Source organism: Salipiger bermudensis, assembly GCF_019801965.1.
Lineage (GTDB): Bacteria > Pseudomonadota > Alphaproteobacteria > Rhodobacterales > Rhodobacteraceae > Salipiger > Salipiger bermudensis_A.
This window is the reverse complement of record NZ_JAHVIA010000004.1, coordinates 404,579-425,567: the sequence shown is the minus strand read 5'-3', so window position 1 is coordinate 425,567 and position 20,989 is coordinate 404,579. Positions and strand designations below refer to the sequence as shown.

Sequence of the window (20,989 nt, the reverse complement as noted above, 5' to 3'; positions counted from 1 at the left end):
GCCTCCCTTGCCGCCCGGTCGCGCCCACGGAAGTGCTTGAAATCGCGGCGCAGCTTCGCCCGGGTGAAAAATCGGGCTGTTAGAAAGAAGTTCTACAAAAACGCCAACGACTCGATAGACACACACCAAAAGGTTGTGCTACGAAAAAGGTGTCGATGGTATTTTCCGTCGCATGGTTCCCGGGGTTTCCCTGACCCGGGCACTCACGGACCGGCCAGGCCTGTGCGTCAATCCCCTGGACGCACAGGCCTTCCGGCCCCCTCCCCCAAGGATCTCAATCCGCGCTCATGCCGCCGGGCGAAAGCTCAGCGAGACGCCGTTGATGCAGTGCCGCTTGCCGGTCGGCGGCGGGCCGTCGTCGAAGATGTGCCCGAGATGCGAGCCGCAGCGGCGGCAATGGCATTCGGTGCGGGTCATGAAGAGCGAGCGGTCGGCCTTGGTGCCGATGGCATTCGGCAGCGCCTCGTAGAAGGAGGGCCAGCCTGTGCCGCTGTCATACTTCGTCTCCGAGGCATAGAGCGGCAGGTCGCAGCCCTTGCAGGTAAAGGTGCCGGCGCGCTTCTCGTCGTTCAGCGGCGAGGTGAAGGCGCGCTCCGTGGCCTCCTCGCGCATCACCTTGTACTCGAGATCGCTGAGCATGGCGCGCCATTCGGCCTTGCTGCGGGTGATCTCGAAATGCTCCGCGCCGGTTGCAGCGCTGCCCAGTCCGAGCATCGCGGCGCTGGTGGCAAGAAATCCTCTGCGGGTCATGTCTGTCCTCCTCGGCGTCTCCCCCATCAAGATGATCCCTCCGGGCTGGCCGGTCCAGCCACGCCCGGACAACACTGCGCGAGGATCCCGTACCATGGGGGGACACGACGGGCCCTCGCGCAGAGCCGCCCGCACGCGAGAGCGCCGGGCGGTCACGGTGACCGGCAGCCGCCGGCCGGTTCGAAGATAGATGCCCCTCCGCGCCGTCTGCTCACGGCCCGGAGGGGCCGCCGCCCGGTCTGTCGGGAAAAGGACCGGGCGACAGGGGGTTCTTACATCGCCGGCAGGAGAACCCGGTCGATGACGTGGATCACGCCGTTCGACTGGCGCACATCGGCGATCGTCACGTTCGCCTTGCGGCCCTGCTCGTCGGTCAGGGTGATCGTGCCGCCCTCCATCTTGGCCTGCAGCGTGCAGCCGCCGACCGTCGGCACCGGGTGCATGCCACCGTCATCGGCGATCATGCCGGCAATCGCGTCGGACATGGCATTGGCCGCGACCACGTGGCAGGTCAGGATCTGCGCCAGCTGGTCCTTGTGCTGATCCATCATCAGCTGCGACAGGCTGTCGTCGGAGATCTTGTCGAAGGCGGCGTCGGTCGGCGCGAAGACGGTGAACGGGCCCTCGCCCATCAGCGTATCGACGAGGCCGGCCTGCTTGACCGCGGCCACGAGGGTCTCGTGATCGGCCGAGTTCACGGCGTTTTCGACGATGTTCTTGTCGGCATACATCGGCGCGCCGCCGACCATCGGGTTGTCCTGCGCCAGCGCCGGAGCGGCGGCAAGAGCAAGGGCGGATGCGACGATGGTGCTCTTGAGAATGGTCATGTTTAACTCCTCCATATTGGCTCTCCCCGCTCCCCAACCGGACCGGGTATGCCAACAGCCACGAAGGGTGTTTCGGGGGAGTTTCAGGAAAAGCGATCACGTGGTCGTGATCGCCTGGACGAGCCGGAGGCGGGACGTCAGTTCCCGGCGTGGCTGGGCAATGACCGGCGCAGCCAAGTGCTGTGGATGCCCCTTAGGCGTCGCCTCTCTCGAGCAAGCCACGCCGGAGCCTGCCCGCGGGGCGCCGCGAGCTGTCACCCCTTATGCCTGTGCCAACCACAAATGCCAGAACGCTTCCGGGGGAGCCAGCTCCATCCCGGGGCTCCGCCCGTTCGCCGGCGAAACGCTCCCCCGTAGCGTTTCCGGGAAGCCGGCCCGACCCCGGGGCTCCGCCCGTGAGCCGGCGAAACGCTCCCCCGGAGCGTTTCCGGGAAGCCGGCTCACCCCACCTGGCGGCCGTGGCTCCAGACGCCGCGAATGACCGGCACGCCCTCGATATGCGCCACCCGCACAAGGTCGGCCAGCAGGCCCTCCGCGATCACCCCGCGATCGTCGAGCCCGGTGGCCCGCGCCGGGGCCGCCGTCACCGTGGCGATGGCGCGCGGCAGGTCGTCCCAGATCTCGGCCAGCTGGAAGGCCGAGGTCATCAGCGCCGAGGGCACGTAATCCGAAGACAGGATGTCGAGGCAGCCGCGCTCGGCCAGCTCCGCCGCCGCCACGTTGCCGGAATGCGAGCCGCCCCTGATCAGGTTGGGCGCGCCCATCATCACCGCGATGCCATGGGCGTGGCAGGCCTCCGCCGCCTCCACCGTGGTCGGGAACTCCGCCAGCCGCGCGCCGTGCCCGGCGCTCACCGCAACGTGCTCCGCGGTGGTGTCGTCATGGCTCGCCAGCACAGCCCCCAGACGCCGCGCCGCCACCACGGCCCCGGCCTCATGCGCCGCGCCCAGCCGGTCGTGGATCGCGGTGAGGTTGGCCACGTGATCGGCAAAGCCCGCCTCCGAGAGCCCGTGCTTGCCGCAGACGTACTCCTTCAGCTTCGAGAGGTCGCGGAACTGCCGCTGCCCCGGCGTGTGGTCCATGATCGACAGGATCCCCACCCGGTCGGCCTCGCCAAATTCCTCGAGTTCCTCCAGCAGCGTCTCCGAGCAGACCTCGGCCCGCAGATGCAGGAAATGGCTGATCCGCAGCATGCCCTTGGCCCGCGCCTGCATCAGCTCGGTCGCCAGCGCGCGGGCATACTTGCGGTAATCCGTGCGCCCGCCCGAGATCACCGAGCCCACCCGCATGGCGTCGAACACCGTGGTGATCCCCACCGAGGCCAGCTCGCCGTCATGCGCCTGGATCGCCGCCGCGTGCGGCCAGTCGACCTTGGGGCGCGGCTGGATGTGGCGCTCGAGATTGTCGGTGTGCAGCTCGATCAGCCCGGGGATCAGCAGATCACCGCCGCAGTCGATCGCACCCGCGGGCGCCACCGCGCCCGGCTCCACCGCCGCGATGCGCCCGTCGCGCACCAGCACGCTGCCGCGCATCACCTCGCGCTCGAGAACGATCCGCGCGTTCGCGAGCACCATCTCGCCGCTGGCCTGAATATGGCCCAGGCTCATCTCGCCCATGCTCTGCCCTTTCTGTCGTCATGATTCCGTGACAAGACCGGCCTATGCCCGCGCCCATGACACATTACAGCCGTTACGCCGTCTACTACGCCCCCGAACCGGGGCCGTTCGCCGATTTCACCGCCCAGTGGCTGGGCTGGGATGCGAGCGCGGGCAGCGCACGCGAGCACCCGGAGGTTCCGGGCCTGCCGCTGCCGGTTTCCGAGATCACCGCCACGCCGCGCAAATACGGCTTCCACGGCACCTTGAAGCCGCCCTTCCGCCTCAGCGGCAGCCGTGCCGCGCTCGAGGCCGATCTCGCCGCCCTCGCCGCCATGCTGCGGCCTGCCGAGATGCCGGGCCTCGCGCTCACCCGCCTCGGCAGCTTCCTCGCGCTCACCCCCGAGGGCGACACCACCGGTCTTGCCGAGATCGCCGCCGAAACCGTGCGCGCGCTCGATCCGCACCGCGCCCCGCCCTCCGAAGACGAGCTCGCCCGCCGCCGCAAGGCAAGCCTCACGCCCACACAGGAAGAGAACCTTCTGCGCTGGGGCTACCCTTACGTGATGGACGACTTCCGCTTCCACCTGACGCTCACAGGCCGCCTGCCGCGCGAGCATATGGAGCCGACCATGGCCGCCCTCGCCCCGGTGCTCGCACCGCTCGCGCCGCGCCCGTTCCGGCTCGACGCGCTCTGCCTCTTCGGCGAGGACGCGGCCGGCCGCTTCCACCTGCTGCACCGCTACGCCCTCACCGGCTGAAGCGCCGCGAGCGCGGCCGCGACCGCCGCCTCCAGCGCGCCGGAGTTGTCGATCTCGACCACGTCGAGCCCGCCCGGCAGCGGGAAACCCGCCCGGGCCAGCCGCGTCGCGATCTCGTCTTCGCTCTCGCGCCCGCGCCCCGCGAGCCGCCTCGCCAGCACCTCGGGCCGCGCGGTGACATGCAGAACCCGCATCGCCGCGAAGCGCTCGGCGGCCTCGGGCAAAACCGCCCTTGAAAGATTGCACAGCGCCGGCCGCCCCTCCGCCAGCACCGCGTCCACCGAGGCCGGCACGCCGTAGCGCAGCCCATGCGCCCGCCAGTGCAGCGCAAAATCGCCCGTCGCCACGCGCGCCTCGAAATCCGCCTCGCTCACCCCCTCGAACGCCTCGCCACCGGCGCTTTCGGGCCGGGTGATCACGCGGCGCACCAGGTGCAGCCCCGGCACGCGCGCCGCCAGCGCTTCCATCAGCGTGTCCTTGCCCACCCCGGAGGGCCCGACCACGGCGAAGAAACGCCGGCTCACGCCGCGCGCTCCGGGGTGAAGCGGCTCACGTCGATCTCCCGGTCGCAGACCTGCGCCCGCGCCTCGGCGTCGTGAAAGATCCCCACGATCGCCGCGCCGCGCGCCTTGGCCTCCTCGATCAGTTCGAGCACCACGGCGCGGTTGGTGGCGTCGAGCGAGGCGGTGGGCTCGTCGAGGAGCATCGCCGGGAAGTCATGCGCAAAGCCGCGCGCGATGTTCACCCGCTGCTGCTCGCCGCCCGAAAACGTGGTCGGCGACAGCGACCACAGCCGCTCCGGCACGTTGAGCCGCGCCAGCAGATCCCGCGCCCGCGCCTCGCCCGCCTCGCGGCGTCCGCCCGCCGCCAAGACCGGCTCGGCCACCACCTCCAGCGTCGGCACCCGCGGCACCACGCGCAGGAACTGGCTGACATAGCCGAGCACCTCGCGCCGCATCGCGAGGATCTCCCGCGGCTCGGCCCGCGCCACGTCGAGCCCGCCCACGCAGATCGACCCGCCATTGCTGAGATAATTGCCATAGAGCATCCGCATCAGCGTCGACTTGCCGGCACCGGAATCGCCCACCAGCGCCACGCATTCGCCCGGCTGCACAGACAGCTCAGCCCCCGCCATCACCGGGATCACCGCGCCGCCCTGGTTGTGCAGCACGAAACTCTTCGACACGTCCGAAACCCGGATCATCGCTTCCATCCGCCCTGTCCTTCTCTGGTTTCCAAATACCTTCGGGGGTCCGGGGGCAGACAGCCCCCGGTCCGGCGCCTCAAACCTGCAGAACGCTGGAGACGAGAAGCTGCGTGTAGCCATGCTGCGGATCGTCCAGCACCTGGTCGGTGAGCCCGGTCTCCACCACGGCCCCCGACTTCATCACCATCAACCGGTCCGCCAGCAGCCGCACCACCGCCAGGTCATGGGTCACGATGATCGCCGACAGCCCCATCTCCCGCACCAGCCCGCGCAGCAGGTCCAGAAGCCGCGCCTGCACCGAGACATCGAGCCCGCCCGTGGGTTCGTCCATGAAGACCAGCCGCGGCCCGGTGACGAGGTTGCGCGCGATCTGCAGCCGCTGCTGCATGCCGCCCGAGAAGGCGCGCGGCCGGTCGTCGACACGGTCCTCAGCAATCTCGACCCGGCCTAGCCAGTCCACCGCCTGTTCGCGGATGTCGCCGTAGTGTCGTGCCCCCACGGCCATCAGCCGCTCGCCCACATTGGCCCCGGCGCTCACCCCCATGCGCAGCCCGTCGCGGGCGTTCTGGTGCACGAAGGCCCAGTCGGTGCGCCCGAGCATCCGCCGCGCCGGCTCCGACATCCGCAGCGTATCGACCGGCCCCTCGGCGCGGGTGTCGAAGATCACCTGTCCCTCATCGGGCGCCAGATGCCCCGCGAGGCAGTTCAGCAGCGTCGACTTGCCCGAGCCGCTCTCGCCCACGATCCCCATCACCTCGCCGGGGTAGAGATCGAAACTCACATCGCCACAGCCCAGCCGGGCACCGTAGCGCTTGGTCAGATCCCTGACCTGCAACAGGGGCGTCATGCCGCGTCCTCCCCGGAAAGCCGCCCGCGATGGCCCTCGGCCTGTCGCGCGGCGCAGAAATCGGTGTCCGAGCAGACGAACATGCGCCCGCCCGCGTCGTCGGTGATCACCTCGTCGAGGTAGCTGGTGCCGCAGCCGCAGAGATCGCAATCGTGATCCGCCTTGCTGGGCTCGAACGGGTGGTCCTCGAAATCGAGGCTGACCACCTGAGTATAGGGCGGGATCGCGTAGATCCGCTGTTCGCGCCCGGCCCCGAAAAGCTGGATCGCCGCGCTCTCGAGCTTGGGGTTGTCGAACTTGGGGATCGGCGAGGGATCCATCACGTAGCGCCCCTCGACCTTCACCGGGTAGGCATAGGCGGTCGAGATCGCGCCGTTATGGGCGATGTCCTCGTAAAGCTTCACATAGATCAGCCCGTATTCCTCGAGCGCGTGCATCTTGCGGGTCTCGGTCTCGCGCGGCTCGAGAAAGCGCAGCGGCTCTGGGATCGGCACCTGGTAGACCAGGATCTGCCCCTCGGTGAGCGGCGCCTCGGGGATGCGGTGCCGGGTCTGGATCACGCTGGCCTGCACGGTGTGCTCGGTGGTCTCGACCCCCGCCGTGCGCTCGAAGAACTTCCGGATCGAGACCGCGTTGGTGGTGTCGTCGGCGCCCTGGTCGATGACCTTGAGCCGGTCCTCGGGCGTCAGGCAGGCGGCGGTGACCTGCACCCCGCCGGTGCCCCAGCCATAGGGCATCGGCATCTCGCGCGAGGCGAAGGGCACCTGGTAGCCGGGGATCGCCAGCGCCTTCAGCAGCGCGCGGCGGATCATCCGCTTGGTCTGCTCGTCGAGATAGGCGAAATTGTAGGCCGGGTCGTGCTGCATCGCGGTCATTCCGCCGCCTCCTTCATGCTGCCCTGCGCGCCCCTGCGCATCTTCCGCACCAGCTCGAGCTCCGACTGGAAATCGACGTAATGCGGCAGCTTGATATGTTCGAGAAAGCCGGTGGCCTGGATGTTGTCGGAATGGGCGAGCACGAATTCCTCGTCCTGCGCCGGGGCGCCGACATTCTCCTCGCCAAGCTCCTGCCAGCGCAGCGCCCGGTCGACCAGCGCCATCGAGATTGCCTTGCGCTCGGTCTGGCCGAAGACCAGCCCGTAGCCGCGGGTGAACTGCGCCGGCTCGGTCTTCGAGCCCATGAACTGGTTCACCGTCTCGCATTCGGTGAGGGTGACCTCGCCGATGCAGATGTCGAAGCCGAGCTCGGGGATCTCCATCTCGACCTCGACCGCGCCGATGCGCAGCTCGCCCACGAAGGGGTGGTTGCGGCCGTAGCCACGCTGGGTCGAATAGGCCATGCCAAGCACGAACCCCTCGTCGCCCCGGGTCAGCGCCTGCAGGCGCAGCGGCCGGTCGGCGGGGTATTCCATCGGCTGGCGGGTCATGTCTGGCGGGGTCGCGTCGCCGTGAGCTTCGTCCTGTATCAGCCCGTCGCGATTGAGAAAATCGGTGATGCGCGGGGTCGACGCCTGCTGCGGTTCGCCCGTCTGTGCCACCGGCGCCGCGCCCTCGGCGGCGAGTTCGAAATCGAGCAGCCGGTGGGTGTAGTCGAAGGTCGGGCCAAGCACCTGCCCGCCCGGCGCGTCCTTGAAGGTCGCGCTGATGCGGCGGTCGCAGCGCATGTCGGAGGTCTCGACAGGGCGCGAGTGGCCAATGCGCGGCAACGTCGTGCGATAGGCGCGGATCAGGAAGATCGCCTCGATCAGGTCGCCGCGCGCCTGCTTGATCGCCAGTGCCGCGAGATCGGGATCGTAGAGCGAGCCCTCCGCCATCACCCGGTTCACCGCGAGGCTCATCTGCTCGCGGATCTGCGCGAGCGACAACTCGGGCACCTTCGGGTCGCCCCGGCGCTCCTCGGCGAGCCACTCATGCGCCGCGTCGATGGCGCGCTCGCCGCCCTTGACAGCCACATACATCAGAGCGCCTCCGTTCTGGTGGTGCGGGGCAGCGCCGCGAGGCGGTCTCCGCAGGTGAAATAGCAATCCCAGCCGAGCGGGAAGCGCCTTGCATTGCGCTGGAAGGCCTCGGTCTCGGGCAGCGACAGATGCGCCTCGGTCTCGATCCCCGGCCCGGTCAGCCGGGTGCCAGCATTGCTCAGCTCCGTCCTCTCGACGATCAGCGTCACCGAGCGGTCGGGATACTCCGCCGTGCCGATGGCATAGGCGTCATGCGGGGCGAGCGCGTCCCACCCCCCGATGGCAAACATCGCCTCCCTCGGCCCGACCAGCGGCGCGCCGACGTGGAAGGCCAGCCAGTTGCGCAGGGCCTCCGTATCGTGGCCCGGCGCGAGGTAGAGCGGGGTTTCGCGGTCGCAGAGCGTCAGCAGCAGCACCGCCGCCGCCACGCTCAGCGGCTCCGGGGCCGCAGCGCCCGAAACCGCGTGAATGCTGCCCGGCCGGGCCATCGCCTCGAGCGCGGCGCGGAAGGCCCGCGCGGCCTCGACCGGGGTGTCGGCGAAGCCGCCGCTCAGTGCGTCGTCGCGCATCAATCCTCTCCCCGAACCATGGTGAAGAACTCGACCTTGGTGGCCGCCGCCTTCGCCGCCCGCTCGCGGCGCGACGCCGCCTCGGCCTCGGCCAGCGGCTCGATCACCGCGGCGCGCATGGCGCTGGCCCGCGGCCCCTGCATCAGCGCATCCACGAGCGCGGCGCGCTCCGCATGGGCCTTGTCGCGGCCCTGCACATAGCCATGCCCGACCTCGCCGCTCTCCAGACGCAGCGCGCAGCGCGTCACCGTCATCTCGCCCATGTTGAAGGCCGCGCCGGTGCCGCCCGCGCGTCCGCGCAGCATCACGCCGCCGGTCTCGGGCACCCGCAGCCAGTCATGCGCCGGGGCCTCGCCCGCCGCCTCGAAGAGCGCCGCCAGCCGCGCCGAGGGCGCCCGGGCCAGCAGCCCCATCCAGCGCTGTCGCGCCTCGATTCCGACTTCCGTCACATTCATCTGGACAACCTTGCCGACTTGTCTAGGTCTCTATACAACTAGACAAATCATGGGCCGAGTCGCCCGAATGCGCAAGCGGACTTGCGTGAAGTTTCGATGACAGGACCGCCGCCATGGCCCGCAGCCCGATCTGGAGATCCATCGCCGCCGAGCTCGAGGGCGAGATCGCCCGGGGCCTCTACCGCGCCGGGGACAAGCTGCCGACCGAGGCCGAGCTCTCATTGCGCTTCGGGGTCAATCGCCACACCGCGCGCCGGGCGCTGGCCGATCTCGCCGCGCGCGACCTGGTGCACAGCCGGCGCGGCGCGGGGGTGTTCGTGAAGGCCGCGCCGCTCGATTACCCCATCGGCGAGCGCGTGCGCTTCTCCCAGAACCTGCGCGCCTCGGGGCGGCTGCCGGAAAAGCGCGTGCTGCGCATCGAGACCCGCCCCGCCGACCGCGCCGAGGCCACGGCGCTGGCGCTGCCCGAGGGGGCGGAGGTCATCGTCTACGAGGGGCTGTCGCTTGCCGAGGCGATGCCGGTGGCGCATTTCATCAGTTGCTTTCCCGCCGCCCGCTTTCCCGGCCTCGCCGCGACGCTGACCGAGGTTTCCTCGGTCACGCAGGCGCTGAAGGCCAACGGCATCGAGGATTACACCCGCGCCCACACCCGGCTCACCGCCGAGGCCGCGACGCCGACGCAGGCGCTGCACCTGGCGATGCGCGAGGGCGCGCCGCTGCTGCGCGCCGAGGGGGTGAATGTCGATCCCGCAGGCCAGCCGGTGGAATACGGGCTGACATGGTTCGCCGGGGATCGCGTGGCCCTCACGGTTTCGTCAGAGGATGGCAGCGCGCAGGCGCAGACAGGCGCGCAACCGTCATCGCCCTGACATTTTCGCGGGCTAGAAGCGGTGGAAAACCTCGAGCGGACACACGCATGACGGCACTGCTTCCACCCCTGCGCCTCGTCGGCGCGACCATCCTGCGCGATGGCGAACTGCAGAAGCGGTCGCTGGTGATCGAGGATGGCGTGATCACCAAGGGCCCTCTGCCCGAGGTCGACATGTCGGGCTACCTGATCCTGCCGGGCATCATCGACCTGCATGGCGATGCCTTCGAGCGCCACATCGCGCCGCGCCCCTCCGCTCCCTTCCCGATCGCCGCCGGGCTGCGCTCGACCGACCGCGAGGCGGCGGCGCATGGCGTCACCACCGCGTGGCTGGCGCAGTGCTGGAGCTGGGAGGGCGGCATGCGCGGCCCGGATTTCGCCGAAGCGGTGATGGCGGCGCTCGAGGCTTACCGGCCGCGCGCCCTCACCGACCTGCGGCTGCAGCTGCGCTGCGAGACCCACATGCCCGAAACCCGCGAGCGGATGCTGGCGGCGATCCGGCGCTTCGGCATCGACTACGTCATCTTCAACAACCACCTGCCCGAGACCCTCGAGCTCGCCGACAGCGCGCCGCACAAGGTGACGCAATGGGCCGAGCGCGGCGGGCGCACGCTGGCCGAATTCCTCGTCGTGCTGCAGCAGGCCAAGGCGCGCGGCCGCGATGTGCCGCGACATCTCTGCGCGCTGGCCGAGGCCTTCGACGCGATGGATCTGCGCTATGGCAGCCATGACGATCCGGATGGCGAGACGCGGGAATATTACCGCATCATCGGCGCCCGCATCGCCGAGTTCCCGACCACCGCCGCCGCTGCCAAGCTGGCGCGGGCCTGCAACGATCCCGTTCTGATGGGTGCGCCCAACGTGGTGCGGGGCGGCTCGCAATCGGGCAATGTCTCGGCGCTGAACCTCGTGGCGCGCGGGCTCTGCGACGCACTTGTCTCGGATTACCACTACCCCTGCCTCGCGCAGGCCGCCTGGGTGCTGGTCGATCGCAAGGTGCGCGACCTGCCGGGCGCGTGGGAGATGATCAGCCGGGTGCCGGCGGAGATCATGGGGCTCGCCGATCGCGGCACGCTGGAGCGCGGCAAGCGGGCGGATTTCGTGGTGGTCAACGCGGCCACCCGCGAGATCGAGGCCACGGTGAGCGGCGGCCGGCTGGCCTATCTCTCGGGCGAGGCCGGGGCGCGGCTGATCGGCACCATGCGCGGCGCGCGGCTGGCGGCGGAATAGGCGCGCGAACTCGAAGCCAAGGTAAGATGCCGCACCGACGCCGTAAGGCGCTCGGCCGCGCCGCTCGACACTGTGGACGGCGTATCAGAGCCGGTCGAGCAGCTCGCGCTTCTTGGCGGCGAACTCGTCTTCCGTGAGCAGGCCCGCCTCTTTCAGATCGCCCAGCTTGCGGATCAGCGCGATGACCTCGTCGGCCCCTGACGGGCCCTTCTCGGAGGCTGCGGCAGGCTCGGCCGCAGCGGCGGCGGTGTCGCTGACCGGCTCGGGCGTCGGCACGGTTTCAGGCGCGACGGCCGCGGGTGCGGGCTCCGAGACGGGCTCGGGCGCAAGAGCGGCAGGCGTCTCGGACGCGTCCGGCGTCGCCTCACCGACGCGCGGCAGATCGCGCAGCGAGACCAGCCCGTGCTGGCTGGTGAAGGTCAGCGACTGGTCGCCGCTCTGCTGCTGCGACACCCCCGAGATCTGGTGATCGCCGGTGTCGTAGACCTCGATCCGACCGCCGAAATCGATCGCCAGCCGCCGGATCTGCGGGAACACCGCGTAGCGCAGGTTGTTCTGGCTGCCGGTCGAGGACGGCGCGCCGAGCTCCTCCGGCCAGGACGCGCCCACCAGCCCGCCCTTGATGAACAGGCTCGAGCCCATGCCGCCGCCCTGAGATTGCGACTGGCTCTGTGTGCCCGTCGCGGCCGGCATCTCCACTTTCCGGAACAGGTTGCCGACCATGAGGATATTGGCGAGATCGGTGCAGAGCGCATCGACCCGCGCCTTCAGCGCGTTGTTGAACATATCGCCGACCATGGTCATGCCGCCCTGCGACCATTGTCCCATGCCACCGAGCTCGGCGATGTTGAACTGCGCCTGCGTGCCGTTGCCGGCAACCAGCGCCATCAGCATGGCCTCGGCAGTCTCGGTCGAGACGCCGTGGCGGATCGCCGCCTCGGAGACCAGTTTCTTGCCGTCTTCGGTGAGCGCAGTCATCTCGGATCTCCGATCCTTTGGGTGTATCGCTTCGGGCTTACCACGATGGCTTGCCTGCGAACACCGGCGATAACGCCGCGATCCTGCCCCGTTCCCGAGGCCCGCGGGACTGGCACAAATTCAGGGCGATCGCGTCGCCAGACTGAGATCACTCGTATTTTTCGAGAAACGCCTCGATCGGCAGGCTGCGGAAATCCCCGAGCCTGTCGCGCAGGGTGGCGTGATCCCAGTCCCACCACGCCAGCGCCATCAGCCGCTCGGCCACCGGGGCGGCAAAGCGCGCGCGCAGCGGCACCGCCGGGACGCCGGCAACGATCATGTAGGGCGCCACATCCTTCGTCACCACCGCGCCCGCCGCCACCACCGCGCCGTGCCCGACGCTCACCTCAGGGCGCACCACGGCGTTGTGGCCGATCCAGCTGTCGTGCCCGATCTGCGCGCGGCGCGACAGGCGATGCGCAAAAAACGCCGCATCGCGGTCAGCCTCGTCCCAGTAATCGTCGGAGCGGTAGAGGAAATGGTGCAGCGAGGCCTGCTGCATCGGGTGATCCGTGGGCCCGATGCGCGAGAAACTGGCGATGTTGGCAAACTTGCCGACGCTGGCATTGGCGATATCGGCGTAGCGGTCGCAATAGCTGTAATCGCCCATTTCCACGTGAGCGAGCCTGGAGCCCCGCCCGATCTCGACGAAGCGCCCGAAGCGGCACTCCGTCAGCTCGCAGTCAGGATGGATAAAAGGCTCGTCAGAGAGGCGCGCCATCTCAGGCGCCCCGGATCAGCTTGCGGCGCAGCCAGCCCGAGAGGCTGTCCATCGCCATCACCATCAGTACGATCAGCACGATGTAGTAGCTCACCTCCTCCCAGTCCTTCTGGGTGATCATCGCCTGCGTCAGCAAAAGGCCGATGCCGCCGCCGGTGATGGCGCCGATGATGGTTGCCGAGCGCGTGTTGCTCTCGAAGAAATACAGCACCTGCGAGATCAGGACGGGCGTGATCTGCGGGATCACCCCAAAGCGGTAGCGCAGCACCGGGCGGGCACCGGTCGAGGCGACCCCCTCGATCTGCTTGCCGTCGACGTTTTCCAGCGCCTCGGAAAACAGCTTGCCGAAGGAGCCGGTGTCGGTGAGCAGGATCGCCAGCGCGCCGGTCATCGGCCCCGGCCCGAAGGCGCGGCTAAGCACGATGGTCCAGATCAGCCCGTCGACCCCGCGCAGGAAATCGAACACCCGGCGCATGGCGAAGCGCAGGGCCATCAGCGGCGCGAAGTTCCTCGCCGACAGGAAGGCCAGCGGCAGCGCCACGATGGCGGCGCCGAAGGTGCCGAGGAAGGCCATCAGGATGGTCTCGAAAAGCGCCCAGGCGACATCGCCGTGGCGCCACATGCCGTTGCCCCAGAAATCCTCCCACGCGCCCGCGAAGTTGCCGCGCTCCGAGTCGATCCGGGGGCCGAAGGCGATCTCGAGGAGGCCGTGGCCGTGATACGGGCTCTCGATGGTGAAGAAGAACAGCTCCCAGCCCGGGAAGTAGCGGAACAGCTCGGTGCGGTTGCGGGTCAGCGAGACGCGGCCATGCGAGGTCTCGACCTGAAAGCGCGTGCGCGAGGCCGAGACCCAGTCGGGCAGCGCCTCGCCCTCGAGGTTCGAGACCACCGCGCGGCCCTGCATACGCGCCTCGACCAGCCCGAAACCGGGCACGTCATAGGCAAAGCCACCGCCGGGCAGGAAGCGGACAGAATGACCGTCGCCGAGATCCACCACCGTGCCGGCGGGATCGACCGAGACCCACTCGGGCTCGGTGCCGGGGGCGTAGGTGCCGCGGCGCTCGCCCTCGATGGCGACCACCAGCTCGCCCGAGCGATTGTCCTGTGTGACGTGGGTCTTGTAGCTCCAGACATCCGAGAGCAGCGTGCGGGCATTGTCCATGCGGGCGCGCTCGGCGAGGCCGGGAATGTCGAAGGCGAAGACCACATAGCCGAGATAGACCAGCACCAGCGCCGGCAGCGCGAAGGCAAACATCTTCTTGCGGGCGAACAGGCGTTCGGTCGAGGCGTAGAGCGCGGCTTGGGACGCGGCTTGGGCCATCAGTGGCCTCCTTTCTTCGCGATCATCGCGTTGCGGACATGGCTCGAGAGCTGGTCGAACACGACGATGGTCAGGAACAGCAGCAGGAAGATCGCGGCGGCCTCGTCGAAGCGCCCCTGCCCCCAGGCCATGGCGTTGCGCAGGTCGTAGCCGATGCCGCCGGCGCCGACGAAGCCGAGGATGGCGGAGGCGCGGATGTTGATCTCGAAGCGCAGCAGCGCGTAGCTGAAATAGTTCGGCGCCACCTGCGGCACGACGCCGAGCCACATGCGCTGGAACCAGGTCCCGCCGACCGATTGCAGCCCCTCGACGGGCTTCAGATCGGCATTCTCGTTGACCTCGGAGAACAGCTTGCCCAGCGCGCCGGCGGTGTGGAAGGCGATGGCGATCATCGCCGGCACCGGGCCGCCGCCCAGCACGAAGATCAGCACCAGCGCGATGACGATCTCCGGCACGGCGCGCATGATGTCCATGATGCGGCGGAAAAGCGGGATCAGCCGCGGCCAGCGCGCCAGCCCGCGGGTCGAGAGCAGCGACAGAAGCATCGCCAGCCCGGCGCCGATCAGGGTCGAGACGGCGGCGATGTTGATGGTCTCCATGAGCGACGGGAAGTAGCGCAGGAGGTGCCCCGGCAGCCGGTCGAGCTTGGGGAGCGTGTCGGCCAGCACCGCGGCGGGGAAATCGAAGATCTGCGGCAGACCGTCCCAGAAGCCACCCGCGTTGCGGTCGTTGGCGAGCATGAAGCCCGACACCATGAGCGCCACGAAGATCGCCAGCACGATCCCGCCATAGAGGCGTTTGCGCGCCATCAGCGCCATGTAATGCGCGCGGGTGTCGAAGGGAGGGTCGGTGTGCATCATGGGGTCGTGTCCTGCCTGACGGATGGCCGTCACCGCGCCGCGGCCCTCGCGCCGAAAGCGGGCGGCACAGCCATGTCGGGGGCCAAGTTCGGGGGGGAATGGAAAACGGGCCCGCGATGACGCGGGCCCGGAACCGATCAGAGGATCAGTTGATCTTGGAACGGCGGGCCGAGACGATCGACTCGTATTCCTTGTGGGTCACCGGGATGAAATCCTTGGCGTCGCCCGCCGCCACGCCATAGGCGCAATCGGGATCTTCTTCCCAGAGGTTCGCGGTCAGCTCGGTGACGGCGTCCTTGACGTCCTGCGGCAGCGCCTTGCGCAGCACGAACGGCCCCTCGGGGATGACGTTGGACTGCCAGATCTGCACCAGGTCGTTCATGTCGACGAGGCCGGCATCGGTGGCGCGGCGCAGGGCGCCGGAATTGTAGCCGTCTTCCCAGGCGCCCTGGCCGTCGGCCCAGGTCACGCCGGCGTCGACGTCGCCGTTGTTGACCGCGACGATGGTCTGCTCATGGCCGCCGGTGAACACCACGTCGGAGAAGTAGTCGCCGGGCTGCATCGAGTAGCCGGCATCGGCGATCTCGATCGAGGGGATCAGGTAGCCCGAGGTCGAGTTGGGATCACCGAAGCCGAACTCCTTGCCCTGCAGGTCGTCGAGCGAGGTGATGCCGCTGTCGGCGCGGGCGAAGCCGATCGAGTAATAGCCGATCGAGCCGTCCTCGTTCTGCTTGACCAGCACCGGCTCGACCGCTTCCGGGTCGGCGATGAAGGTGCCGGCATAGGAGGAAGCGCCCATCCACGCCGCGTCGATGGTGCCGCCGAGCAGGCCCTGCATGACGCCGTTGTAGTCGGCCGGGGTGAAGATCTTCACCTCGACGCCGAGCGCCGCGGCGATCTTCTCTGCGTAGCACTGGTTGGAGGCCAGACGGTCCTGGGCGTTCTCGCCGCCGAGGATGCCGAGACGGAATTCGGAGATCTCCTGTGCCGAGGCAGCGGAGCAGAGCGCGGTGGTGGCCAGGGCGGCCGCGATGAGCTTTTTCATGATGTTCTTCCCCTTTTTCGGATTGAAAGGCCCGTCCCGTGGGCCCGTTGGAAGCTCTTAGACCGCGACCTCGGCCTGACGGATCTCCGTCACGGCCACGGGCTCGCGGATTTCGGTGGAGGTGGCGTCTTCGGAGAAATCCGCCCCCGCGCCATAGATGTCGCGGGCGACGCCGGTGGTGAGCTGGTCGGGCGTGCCGTCGAAGACGATGCGCCCGTCGCGCATCCCGATCACCCGGTCGCAATAGCGCCGCGCGGTGTCGAGCGTGTGCAGGTTGGCGATGACCATGCGGCCATCCTCGTCATGGATGCGGCGCAGCGCCTCCATCACCACCTGCGCGTTCATCGGGTCGAGCGAGGCGATGGGCTCGTCGGCGAGGATCACCTTGGGATCCTGCATCAGGGCGCGCGCGATGGCGACGCGCTGCTGCTGCCCGCCCGAGAGCGCCTCGGCGCGCTTGGCCGCATGATCGGCGATGCCCAGCCGCTCGAGGATGTCGATGGCGCGGTGGATGTCGTCGCGCGGGTAGAGGTTGAACACCGTCGACAGCGCCGGGCGCTTCGCCAGCGTGCCGTGCAGCACGTTGGAGACCACGTCCATGCGCGGCACGAGGTTGAACTGCTGGAAGATCATCGCGCAATCGGATTGCCAGGCGCGCTTCTCGGCGCCCTTCAGCGTCAGCACGTTGCGGCCCTCGAAGCGTAGCTCGCCCGCGCTGGCGTCGGTCAGGCGGTTCATCATGCGCAGGAAGGTCGACTTGCCCGCGCCCGAGCGGCCGATGATGCCGATCATCATCGGTCGGTCGACCGTGAAGCTCGCGTTGTCCACGGCAGTGTTCGCGCCGAAACGCTTGGTCAGCTGGTCTACGACGAGCATGTGTCCCCCGGATGTCCTGTTCCGGGGGCGTCTTACGGCGCGGGGCGTATCGGCTTCGTGACGGTTGGATCACGGAAAGATCACCCGGCGATGAAGCTTTCATGACAGGCGAGCATGGCGGGGCGGCGGGGAACGCATGGCACGGCAATTGCGATTTTTGCCGCAACCGGTCTACATGACGCTCAGGCTTCCCCGAGGGCATGCGCCAGACCCGCGCCGCCCGGAGCCCCGCCCGACGCAAGACCACCGACGCAGGACAGAAGGCCCCGGACCGCCTCATGCAACATCCCCAGGAGCACAGCTCGGCCCCTGCCCCCCACCGCCTCGACCGCTTCGCTGGCCTGCTGCTGATCCTCGTCACCGGCCTCGTCATCATCCGGGAATGGTTGGGCACTACCTTCCAGGAGCCGCTGGTCGACGCGCTGATGGTCGCGCTGGTGGTGGTGCTGTTCCTGCGGGTGAAGATCAACCGCAAGGCCTTCGTCTTCGCCGCGATGGCGCTGACCGCGGCGCTGGTCTGGGCGGGCGGCGATTGGCAAGGCACCGTCGCCCGGGCGTTCCACCAGGCCTCGTTCATCGCCGCCTTCTTCACCGCGCTCGCCACGCTTCGCAGCGCCGCCGAGCCCTCGGCGGCGATCCGCGCCAGCGGCACCTTCCTCGCCGAACAGCCACCCGGTCGGCGCTATCTCGCGCTCACCACCGGCGGCACCGCCTTCGCGCTGCTGCTCAATTACGGCGCCATCGCGCTGCTCGGCAGCCTCGCCACCGCCGCAGCACAGGAAGAGCCCGACGAGGAGATCCGCAACCACCGCCGCCGCCGCATGCTGCTGGCGATCCAGCGCGGCTTCGTGACCTCGCTGCCGTGGTCGCCGCTGTCCTTCGCCATCGCAATCTCGACGGCGCTGATCCCCGGCACCAGCTGGGAGACCGTGGTGCTGCCGGCACTCGGCACGGCGCTGATCATGACCGGGCTCGGCTGGGGGCTCGACACGATCTTCAAGCCCCGCCTCTCGCACCCGCCGCGCCCGCGCGGCAAGCCCGATGGCAGCTGGGCGCTGATGCTGCCGCTGCTCGGGCTCCTCGCGATCCTCGTGACCAGCGTGCTGGTCATGGGGGCGCTGACCGGGATCCGGGTGATCGGGCTGGTGCTGCTGATCGTGCCGGTCATGGCCCTGTGCTGGACGGCGCTGCAGGCGCGCGGCGGTGGCGCACCGCTGGGCGCGCGGCTCAGGACCTATGCCTTCCACGACATGCCGGGCTATCGCAGCGAGGTGCTGCTGCTGATGATGGCGGGCTATATCGGCACCGTCGGCGCGCCGCTGCTGGCACCCATCGTCAAGGCCTCGGGCTTCCACCCGGAAGACCTGCCGCACTGGCTGGTGCTGGCGGCGCTGGTCTGGATCATCCCGCTCGCCGGGCAATTCGCGATGAACCCGATCCTCGCGGTGACGCTGATCGCGCCGCTGCTGCCGACACCGGAGCAGCTCGAGGTCTCGCCAGTGGCGCTGGTCACCGCGATCACCGCCGGCTGGGCGCTCGGCGGCATCAGCTCGCCCTTCACCGCCACCACCCTGCTGGTGGGCTCCTTCGGCAATGTCAGCGCGCGCCATGTGGGGCTGCGCTGGAATGGCGGCTACATGCTGGTCTGCCTCGTGGTGCTGCCGCTCTGGGTGCTGGCCTACGCCTATCTGCTGGGCTGACAACGGTTTCCAGCGATCGTAGGTCGGCCCTGCGCTTGCACCCCGCGGGCATCCGGTGTCATCTCGGCCTGATCCCAGACCGGAGCCCCTCCCCGCATGACCGACGCCCCCAAGACGCCCCCGATCTTCGACGGCCACAACGACCTCGTGCTGCGCCTGCTGCGCGGCGATGTCACCCCGGAGGGCGTGACGGCGGGGCTGCCCGACGGCCATATCGATCTGCCGCGGGCGCAGGCTGGCGGGCTTGGCGGCGGCTTCTTCGCGATCTTCGTGCCCTCCCCGCCCGAGCCCGGCGCCAACCCCGACGACATGATCAAGCCGGAATACGATCTGCCGATGCCGCTGATGGTGCCGGAGGAGGAAGGCCGCGAGGTGACGCTTCAGGGGGTCGCCGCGCTGGAGGCGCTGGAGCGCGCCGGCGCCGTCACGCTCTGCCGCACGGTGGACGCGCTCGAGGAGGCGCTTTTTGGCCCGACCATGGCGGCGATCATGCATGTCGAGGGCGCCGAGGGCATCGATCCCGGGCTCGAACGGCTGCACGCGTTGCACGCGCGCGGGCTGCGCTCGCTCGGGCCGGTCTGGTCGCGGCCGACGATCTTCGGCCACGGCGTGCCCTTCGCCTTCCCCTCCGGCCCCGACACCGGGCCCGGCCTCACCGATCACGGCAAGCGGCTGATCCGCGAGTGCAACGCGCTGAAGATCATGGTCGATCTCAGCCACCTGAACGAGAAGGGCGTCGCCGATGTCGCGGCGATCAGCGATGCGCCTCTGGTGGCGACCCACTCCAACGCCTGGGCGGTGACGCCGCACAGCCGCAACCTCACCGACCGGCAGCTCGCGATGATCGCCGAGAGCGATGGCATGGTGGGGATCAACTTCGCCTCCGCCTTCCTGCGCAGCGACGGCCAGATGAAGAGCGACGTGCCGCTCGAGCAGATGATGCGCCACATCGACCACCTGATCGGCATCCTCGGCGAGGACCGGGTCGGCTTGGGCTCTGATTTCGACGGCGCGCTGGTGCCCGACGGCATCGCCGATTGCGCCGGCCTGCCGGCCCTGCGTGCGGCGATGCGCTCGCACGGTATCGATGATGCGCTGATGGAGAAGCTCTGCTGGCGCAACTGGATGCGGGTGCTGCGCAAGACCTGGGGCGACTGAGGCGCGGTGATCGCGTCGCAGCGCTGCGGGGCCGGAGACGTCCCCGCGCATCGCGCTCGCCGCTCTTGGGTGTTCCCGGCCCCGCGAGCAACACCGCGTCTCCGCGAACAGAGCCGCGAAATGCGGCGTCGGGCGTGGACCTGCCTCAGCCCTGCCGCAGCAGCGGCGCCACCTTGGTGCCGAGCACCTCGATCGCCTTCAGCATCTCGGCGTGATCGATCACCCCGATTGCCATCTGAATGGTGACCCGGTCGAAGCCCAGATCCTCGCGCAGGCCGAGGATCTTGTCGGCGACCTGGTTGGGCGAGCCGACGAACATCGCGCCTTCCGGGCCGCAGGAGGCGTCATACTGCGCCCGGCTTTGCGGCCCCCAGCCGCGCTCGCGGCCAAGCTGGTCCATCACCGCCTTCTGCGCCGGGTAGAACAGGTCCGCCGCCTTGCCATCCTCGCCCACGAAGCCATGCACGTTGAGCGAGACACGGGCCTTGTCGGCATTGCCCGCCTGCTCGGCGGCGCGGCGATAGAGATCGGCCAAAGGCGCGAAACGGCGCGGCTCTCCGCCGATGATCGCCAGCGCCAGCGGCGTGCCCAGCGCGCCGGCGCGCACCATGCTCTGCGGCGTGCCGCCCGCGGCGATCCAGATCGGCAGCGCCTCCTCCACGGGGCGGGGATAGACCCCGAGCCCCGAAACCTTCGGCGTATGGGTTGTCCCCGGCCAGTTGAGCTTTTCGCGCTCGTTGATCGCCAGCATCATGGCGAGCTTTTCCTCGAACAGCTCGCCGTAATCGTCGAGATCGTAGCCGAAGAGCGGGAAGCTCTCGATGAAGCTGCCGCGCCCCACCATCAGCTCGGCGCGTCCGCCGGAGAGGTTGTCGAGCGTGGCGAATTGCTGGAACACCCGGATCGGATCGTCCGAGCTCAGCACCGAGACGGCCGAGCTCAAGCGGATATTCTTTGTCACCGAGGCAGCGGCGGCCAGCACCGTGGCGGGCGAGGAGATCGCATAGTTCGGGCGGTGGTGTTCGCCGAGGCCGAAGATGTCGAGCCCCACCTCGTCGGCAAGGCGGATCTCCTCGATCAGGTCGTTGAGCCGCTTGCGCGCATCGACCTTTTCACCGGTCACCGGGTTGGTGCCGATATCGCCAAACGTGTAGAGTCCGAGTTCCATCTCTGCGTTCCTGTCCGCGCGTCCGAATTGCCTCGCAACATAACCCGCGCCGCATCG

At 69.1% G+C, this 20,989-nt stretch carries 22 protein-coding genes; 5 read left to right on the top strand and 17 right to left on the bottom strand.

Translation table 11 applies throughout. The features are described 5' to 3' along the window. Positions 1-285 precede the first annotated feature (285 nt). The 3 genes from msrB to KUV62_RS11465 all read right to left on the bottom strand — a co-directional run bounded on the left by msrB (position 286) and on the right by KUV62_RS11465 (position 3,193). Complete coding sequence (gene msrB, locus KUV62_RS11475) at positions 286-750, bottom strand: peptide-methionine (R)-S-oxide reductase MsrB (protein WP_222603826.1); 465 nt, start codon at positions 748-750, stop codon at positions 286-288. Between the two features lie 272 nt (positions 751-1,022). Continuing rightward, complete coding sequence (locus KUV62_RS11470; RefSeq protein ID WP_222603825.1) at positions 1,023-1,577, bottom strand: fasciclin domain-containing protein; 555 nt, start codon at positions 1,575-1,577, stop codon at positions 1,023-1,025. Positions 1,578-2,017: 440 nt separating this feature from the next. After that, the gene (locus KUV62_RS11465; protein WP_222603824.1) at positions 2,018-3,193 is read right to left on the bottom strand and encodes an alpha-D-ribose 1-methylphosphonate 5-triphosphate diphosphatase; all 1,176 of its coding nucleotides are present in this window, start codon (positions 3,191-3,193) and stop codon (positions 2,018-2,020) included. A gap of 56 nt (positions 3,194-3,249) precedes the next feature. Here KUV62_RS11465 and KUV62_RS11460 point away from each other — a divergent pair, with 56 nt between their 5' ends. Further along, the gene (locus tag KUV62_RS11460) at positions 3,250-3,933 is read left to right on the top strand and encodes a DUF1045 domain-containing protein (RefSeq protein ID WP_261395574.1); all 684 of its coding nucleotides are present in this window, start codon (positions 3,250-3,252) and stop codon (positions 3,931-3,933) included. Here KUV62_RS11460 and phnN read toward each other — a convergent pair. The 7 genes from phnN to phnG all read right to left on the bottom strand — a co-directional run bounded on the left by phnN (position 3,915) and on the right by phnG (position 8,968). After that, a complete protein-coding gene (gene phnN, locus KUV62_RS11455) occupies positions 3,915-4,457 on the bottom strand; it encodes a phosphonate metabolism protein/1,5-bisphosphokinase (PRPP-forming) PhnN (protein ID WP_222603822.1) in 543 nt (180 codons plus the stop codon). The genes KUV62_RS11460 and phnN overlap by 19 nt on opposite strands. Beyond that, on the bottom strand, positions 4,454-5,137 hold the full coding sequence (gene phnL / locus KUV62_RS11450; RefSeq protein WP_222603922.1) for a phosphonate C-P lyase system protein PhnL: 684 nt from the start codon (positions 5,135-5,137) through the stop codon (positions 4,454-4,456). The genes phnN and phnL overlap by 4 nt, the downstream gene beginning before the upstream one ends. Before the next feature lie 79 nt (positions 5,138-5,216). After that, on the bottom strand, positions 5,217-5,987 hold the full coding sequence (phnK, locus tag KUV62_RS11445) for a phosphonate C-P lyase system protein PhnK (protein ID WP_222603821.1): 771 nt from the start codon (positions 5,985-5,987) through the stop codon (positions 5,217-5,219). Next, complete coding sequence (locus KUV62_RS11440; protein ID WP_222603820.1) at positions 5,984-6,862, bottom strand: alpha-D-ribose 1-methylphosphonate 5-phosphate C-P-lyase PhnJ; 879 nt, start codon at positions 6,860-6,862, stop codon at positions 5,984-5,986. Before KUV62_RS11440 ends, phnK begins: the two co-directional genes overlap by 4 nt. Next, the gene (locus KUV62_RS11435) at positions 6,859-7,944 is read right to left on the bottom strand and encodes a carbon-phosphorus lyase complex subunit PhnI (RefSeq protein ID WP_222603819.1); all 1,086 of its coding nucleotides are present in this window, start codon (positions 7,942-7,944) and stop codon (positions 6,859-6,861) included. Before KUV62_RS11435 ends, KUV62_RS11440 begins: the two co-directional genes overlap by 4 nt. Continuing rightward, the gene (gene phnH, locus KUV62_RS11430) at positions 7,944-8,513 is read right to left on the bottom strand and encodes a phosphonate C-P lyase system protein PhnH (protein WP_222603818.1); all 570 of its coding nucleotides are present in this window, start codon (positions 8,511-8,513) and stop codon (positions 7,944-7,946) included. The genes KUV62_RS11435 and phnH overlap by 1 nt, the downstream gene beginning before the upstream one ends. Continuing rightward, positions 8,513-8,968, bottom strand: coding sequence for a phosphonate C-P lyase system protein PhnG (gene phnG / locus KUV62_RS11425; protein WP_222603817.1), 456 nt, complete (start codon positions 8,966-8,968; stop codon positions 8,513-8,515). The genes phnH and phnG overlap by 1 nt, the downstream gene beginning before the upstream one ends. 113 nt (positions 8,969-9,081) lie before the next feature. Here phnG and phnF point away from each other — a divergent pair, with 113 nt between their 5' ends. Continuing rightward, entirely contained in the window at positions 9,082-9,837 is a 756-nt protein-coding gene (gene phnF, locus KUV62_RS11420; protein ID WP_222603816.1) for a phosphonate metabolism transcriptional regulator PhnF, read from the top strand. Positions 9,838-9,884: 47 nt separating this feature from the next. Then, positions 9,885-11,066 (top strand): alpha-D-ribose 1-methylphosphonate 5-triphosphate diphosphatase, encoded by a 1,182-nt coding sequence (locus KUV62_RS11415; protein WP_222603815.1) that lies wholly within the window; start codon positions 9,885-9,887, stop codon positions 11,064-11,066. An 84-nt stretch (positions 11,067-11,150) separates the two neighbouring features. On the opposite strand, the gene KUV62_RS11410 is transcribed toward KUV62_RS11415, so the two are convergent. The 6 genes from KUV62_RS11410 to phnC all read right to left on the bottom strand — a co-directional run bounded on the left by KUV62_RS11410 (position 11,151) and on the right by phnC (position 16,906). Then, the gene (locus KUV62_RS11410) at positions 11,151-12,044 is read right to left on the bottom strand and encodes an SHOCT domain-containing protein (protein ID WP_222603814.1); all 894 of its coding nucleotides are present in this window, start codon (positions 12,042-12,044) and stop codon (positions 11,151-11,153) included. Between the two features lie 148 nt (positions 12,045-12,192). Further along, positions 12,193-12,804 carry a DapH/DapD/GlmU-related protein gene (locus KUV62_RS11405; RefSeq protein ID WP_222603813.1) on the bottom strand — a complete coding sequence of 204 codons (612 nt, stop codon included), beginning with the start codon at positions 12,802-12,804 and terminating at the stop codon, positions 12,193-12,195. A 1-nt stretch (position 12,805) separates the two neighbouring features. Then, positions 12,806-14,125: a phosphonate ABC transporter, permease protein PhnE gene (gene phnE, locus KUV62_RS11400; RefSeq protein WP_222603812.1), complete on the bottom strand. Its 1,320-nt coding sequence runs from the start codon at positions 14,123-14,125 to the stop codon at positions 12,806-12,808. Further along, the gene (phnE, locus tag KUV62_RS11395) at positions 14,125-14,985 is read right to left on the bottom strand and encodes a phosphonate ABC transporter, permease protein PhnE (protein WP_222603811.1); all 861 of its coding nucleotides are present in this window, start codon (positions 14,983-14,985) and stop codon (positions 14,125-14,127) included. Before phnE (KUV62_RS11395) ends, phnE (KUV62_RS11400) begins: the two co-directional genes overlap by 1 nt. 145 nt (positions 14,986-15,130) lie before the next feature. Further along, complete coding sequence (phnD, locus tag KUV62_RS11390) at positions 15,131-16,030, bottom strand: phosphonate ABC transporter substrate-binding protein (RefSeq protein WP_222603810.1); 900 nt, start codon at positions 16,028-16,030, stop codon at positions 15,131-15,133. A gap of 57 nt (positions 16,031-16,087) precedes the next feature. Next, complete coding sequence (phnC, locus tag KUV62_RS11385; protein ID WP_222603809.1) at positions 16,088-16,906, bottom strand: phosphonate ABC transporter ATP-binding protein; 819 nt, start codon at positions 16,904-16,906, stop codon at positions 16,088-16,090. Between the two features lie 278 nt (positions 16,907-17,184). On the opposite strand from phnC, the gene KUV62_RS11380 reads away from it, so the two are divergent. Together KUV62_RS11380 and KUV62_RS11375 are read left to right on the top strand one after the other, a co-directional pair. Beyond that, a complete protein-coding gene (locus tag KUV62_RS11380) occupies positions 17,185-18,606 on the top strand; it encodes a hypothetical protein (RefSeq protein WP_222603808.1) in 1,422 nt (473 codons plus the stop codon). A 96-nt stretch (positions 18,607-18,702) separates the two neighbouring features. Continuing rightward, on the top strand, positions 18,703-19,764 hold the full coding sequence (locus KUV62_RS11375; RefSeq protein WP_222603807.1) for a dipeptidase: 1,062 nt from the start codon (positions 18,703-18,705) through the stop codon (positions 19,762-19,764). A gap of 145 nt (positions 19,765-19,909) precedes the next feature. Here KUV62_RS11375 and KUV62_RS11370 read toward each other — a convergent pair whose 3' ends face one another. Beyond that, positions 19,910-20,932, bottom strand: coding sequence for an Atu2307/SP_0267 family LLM class monooxygenase (locus KUV62_RS11370; RefSeq protein WP_222603806.1), 1,023 nt, complete (start codon positions 20,930-20,932; stop codon positions 19,910-19,912). Positions 20,933-20,989 lie beyond the last annotated feature (57 nt).

Excerpts from the sequence above, each read along its gene's own strand:
- KUV62_RS11380 (WP_222603808.1), top strand. The coding sequence starts at position 17,185 with ATGCAACATCCCCAGGAGCACAGCTCGGCCCCTGCCCCCCACCGCCTC.
- phnD (WP_222603810.1), bottom strand. The coding sequence starts at position 16,030 with ATGAAAAAGCTCATCGCGGCCGCCCTGGCCACCACCGCGCTCTGCTCC.
- phnF (WP_222603816.1), top strand. The coding sequence starts at position 9,082 with ATGGCCCGCAGCCCGATCTGGAGATCCATCGCCGCCGAGCTCGAGGGC.
- phnK (WP_222603821.1), bottom strand. The coding sequence starts at position 5,987 with ATGACGCCCCTGTTGCAGGTCAGGGATCTGACCAAGCGCTACGGTGCC.
- KUV62_RS11405 (WP_222603813.1), bottom strand. The coding sequence starts at position 12,804 with ATGGCGCGCCTCTCTGACGAGCCTTTTATCCATCCTGACTGCGAGCTG.
- phnH (WP_222603818.1), bottom strand. The coding sequence starts at position 8,513 with ATGCGCGACGACGCACTGAGCGGCGGCTTCGCCGACACCCCGGTCGAG.
- KUV62_RS11435 (WP_222603819.1), bottom strand. The coding sequence starts at position 7,944 with ATGTATGTGGCTGTCAAGGGCGGCGAGCGCGCCATCGACGCGGCGCAT.
- phnC (WP_222603809.1), bottom strand. The coding sequence starts at position 16,906 with ATGCTCGTCGTAGACCAGCTGACCAAGCGTTTCGGCGCGAACACTGCC.
- KUV62_RS11440 (WP_222603820.1), bottom strand. The coding sequence starts at position 6,862 with ATGACCGCGATGCAGCACGACCCGGCCTACAATTTCGCCTATCTCGAC.
- phnE (WP_222603812.1), bottom strand. The coding sequence starts at position 14,125 with ATGGCCCAAGCCGCGTCCCAAGCCGCGCTCTACGCCTCGACCGAACGC.
- KUV62_RS11460 (WP_261395574.1), top strand. The coding sequence starts at position 3,250 with ATGACACATTACAGCCGTTACGCCGTCTACTACGCCCCCGAACCGGGG.
- KUV62_RS11470 (WP_222603825.1), bottom strand. The coding sequence starts at position 1,577 with ATGACCATTCTCAAGAGCACCATCGTCGCATCCGCCCTTGCTCTTGCC.
- KUV62_RS11410 (WP_222603814.1), bottom strand. The coding sequence starts at position 12,044 with ATGACTGCGCTCACCGAAGACGGCAAGAAACTGGTCTCCGAGGCGGCG.
- phnG (WP_222603817.1), bottom strand. The coding sequence starts at position 8,968 with ATGAATGTGACGGAAGTCGGAATCGAGGCGCGACAGCGCTGGATGGGG.
- phnE (WP_222603811.1), bottom strand. The coding sequence starts at position 14,985 with ATGATGCACACCGACCCTCCCTTCGACACCCGCGCGCATTACATGGCG.
- KUV62_RS11370 (WP_222603806.1), bottom strand. The coding sequence starts at position 20,932 with ATGGAACTCGGACTCTACACGTTTGGCGATATCGGCACCAACCCGGTG.
- KUV62_RS11415 (WP_222603815.1), top strand. The coding sequence starts at position 9,885 with ATGACGGCACTGCTTCCACCCCTGCGCCTCGTCGGCGCGACCATCCTG.
- KUV62_RS11375 (WP_222603807.1), top strand. The coding sequence starts at position 18,703 with ATGACCGACGCCCCCAAGACGCCCCCGATCTTCGACGGCCACAACGAC.
- KUV62_RS11465 (WP_222603824.1), bottom strand. The coding sequence starts at position 3,193 with ATGGGCGAGATGAGCCTGGGCCATATTCAGGCCAGCGGCGAGATGGTG.
- msrB (WP_222603826.1), bottom strand. The coding sequence starts at position 750 with ATGACCCGCAGAGGATTTCTTGCCACCAGCGCCGCGATGCTCGGACTG.
- phnL (WP_222603922.1), bottom strand. The coding sequence starts at position 5,137 with ATGATCCGGGTTTCGGACGTGTCGAAGAGTTTCGTGCTGCACAACCAG.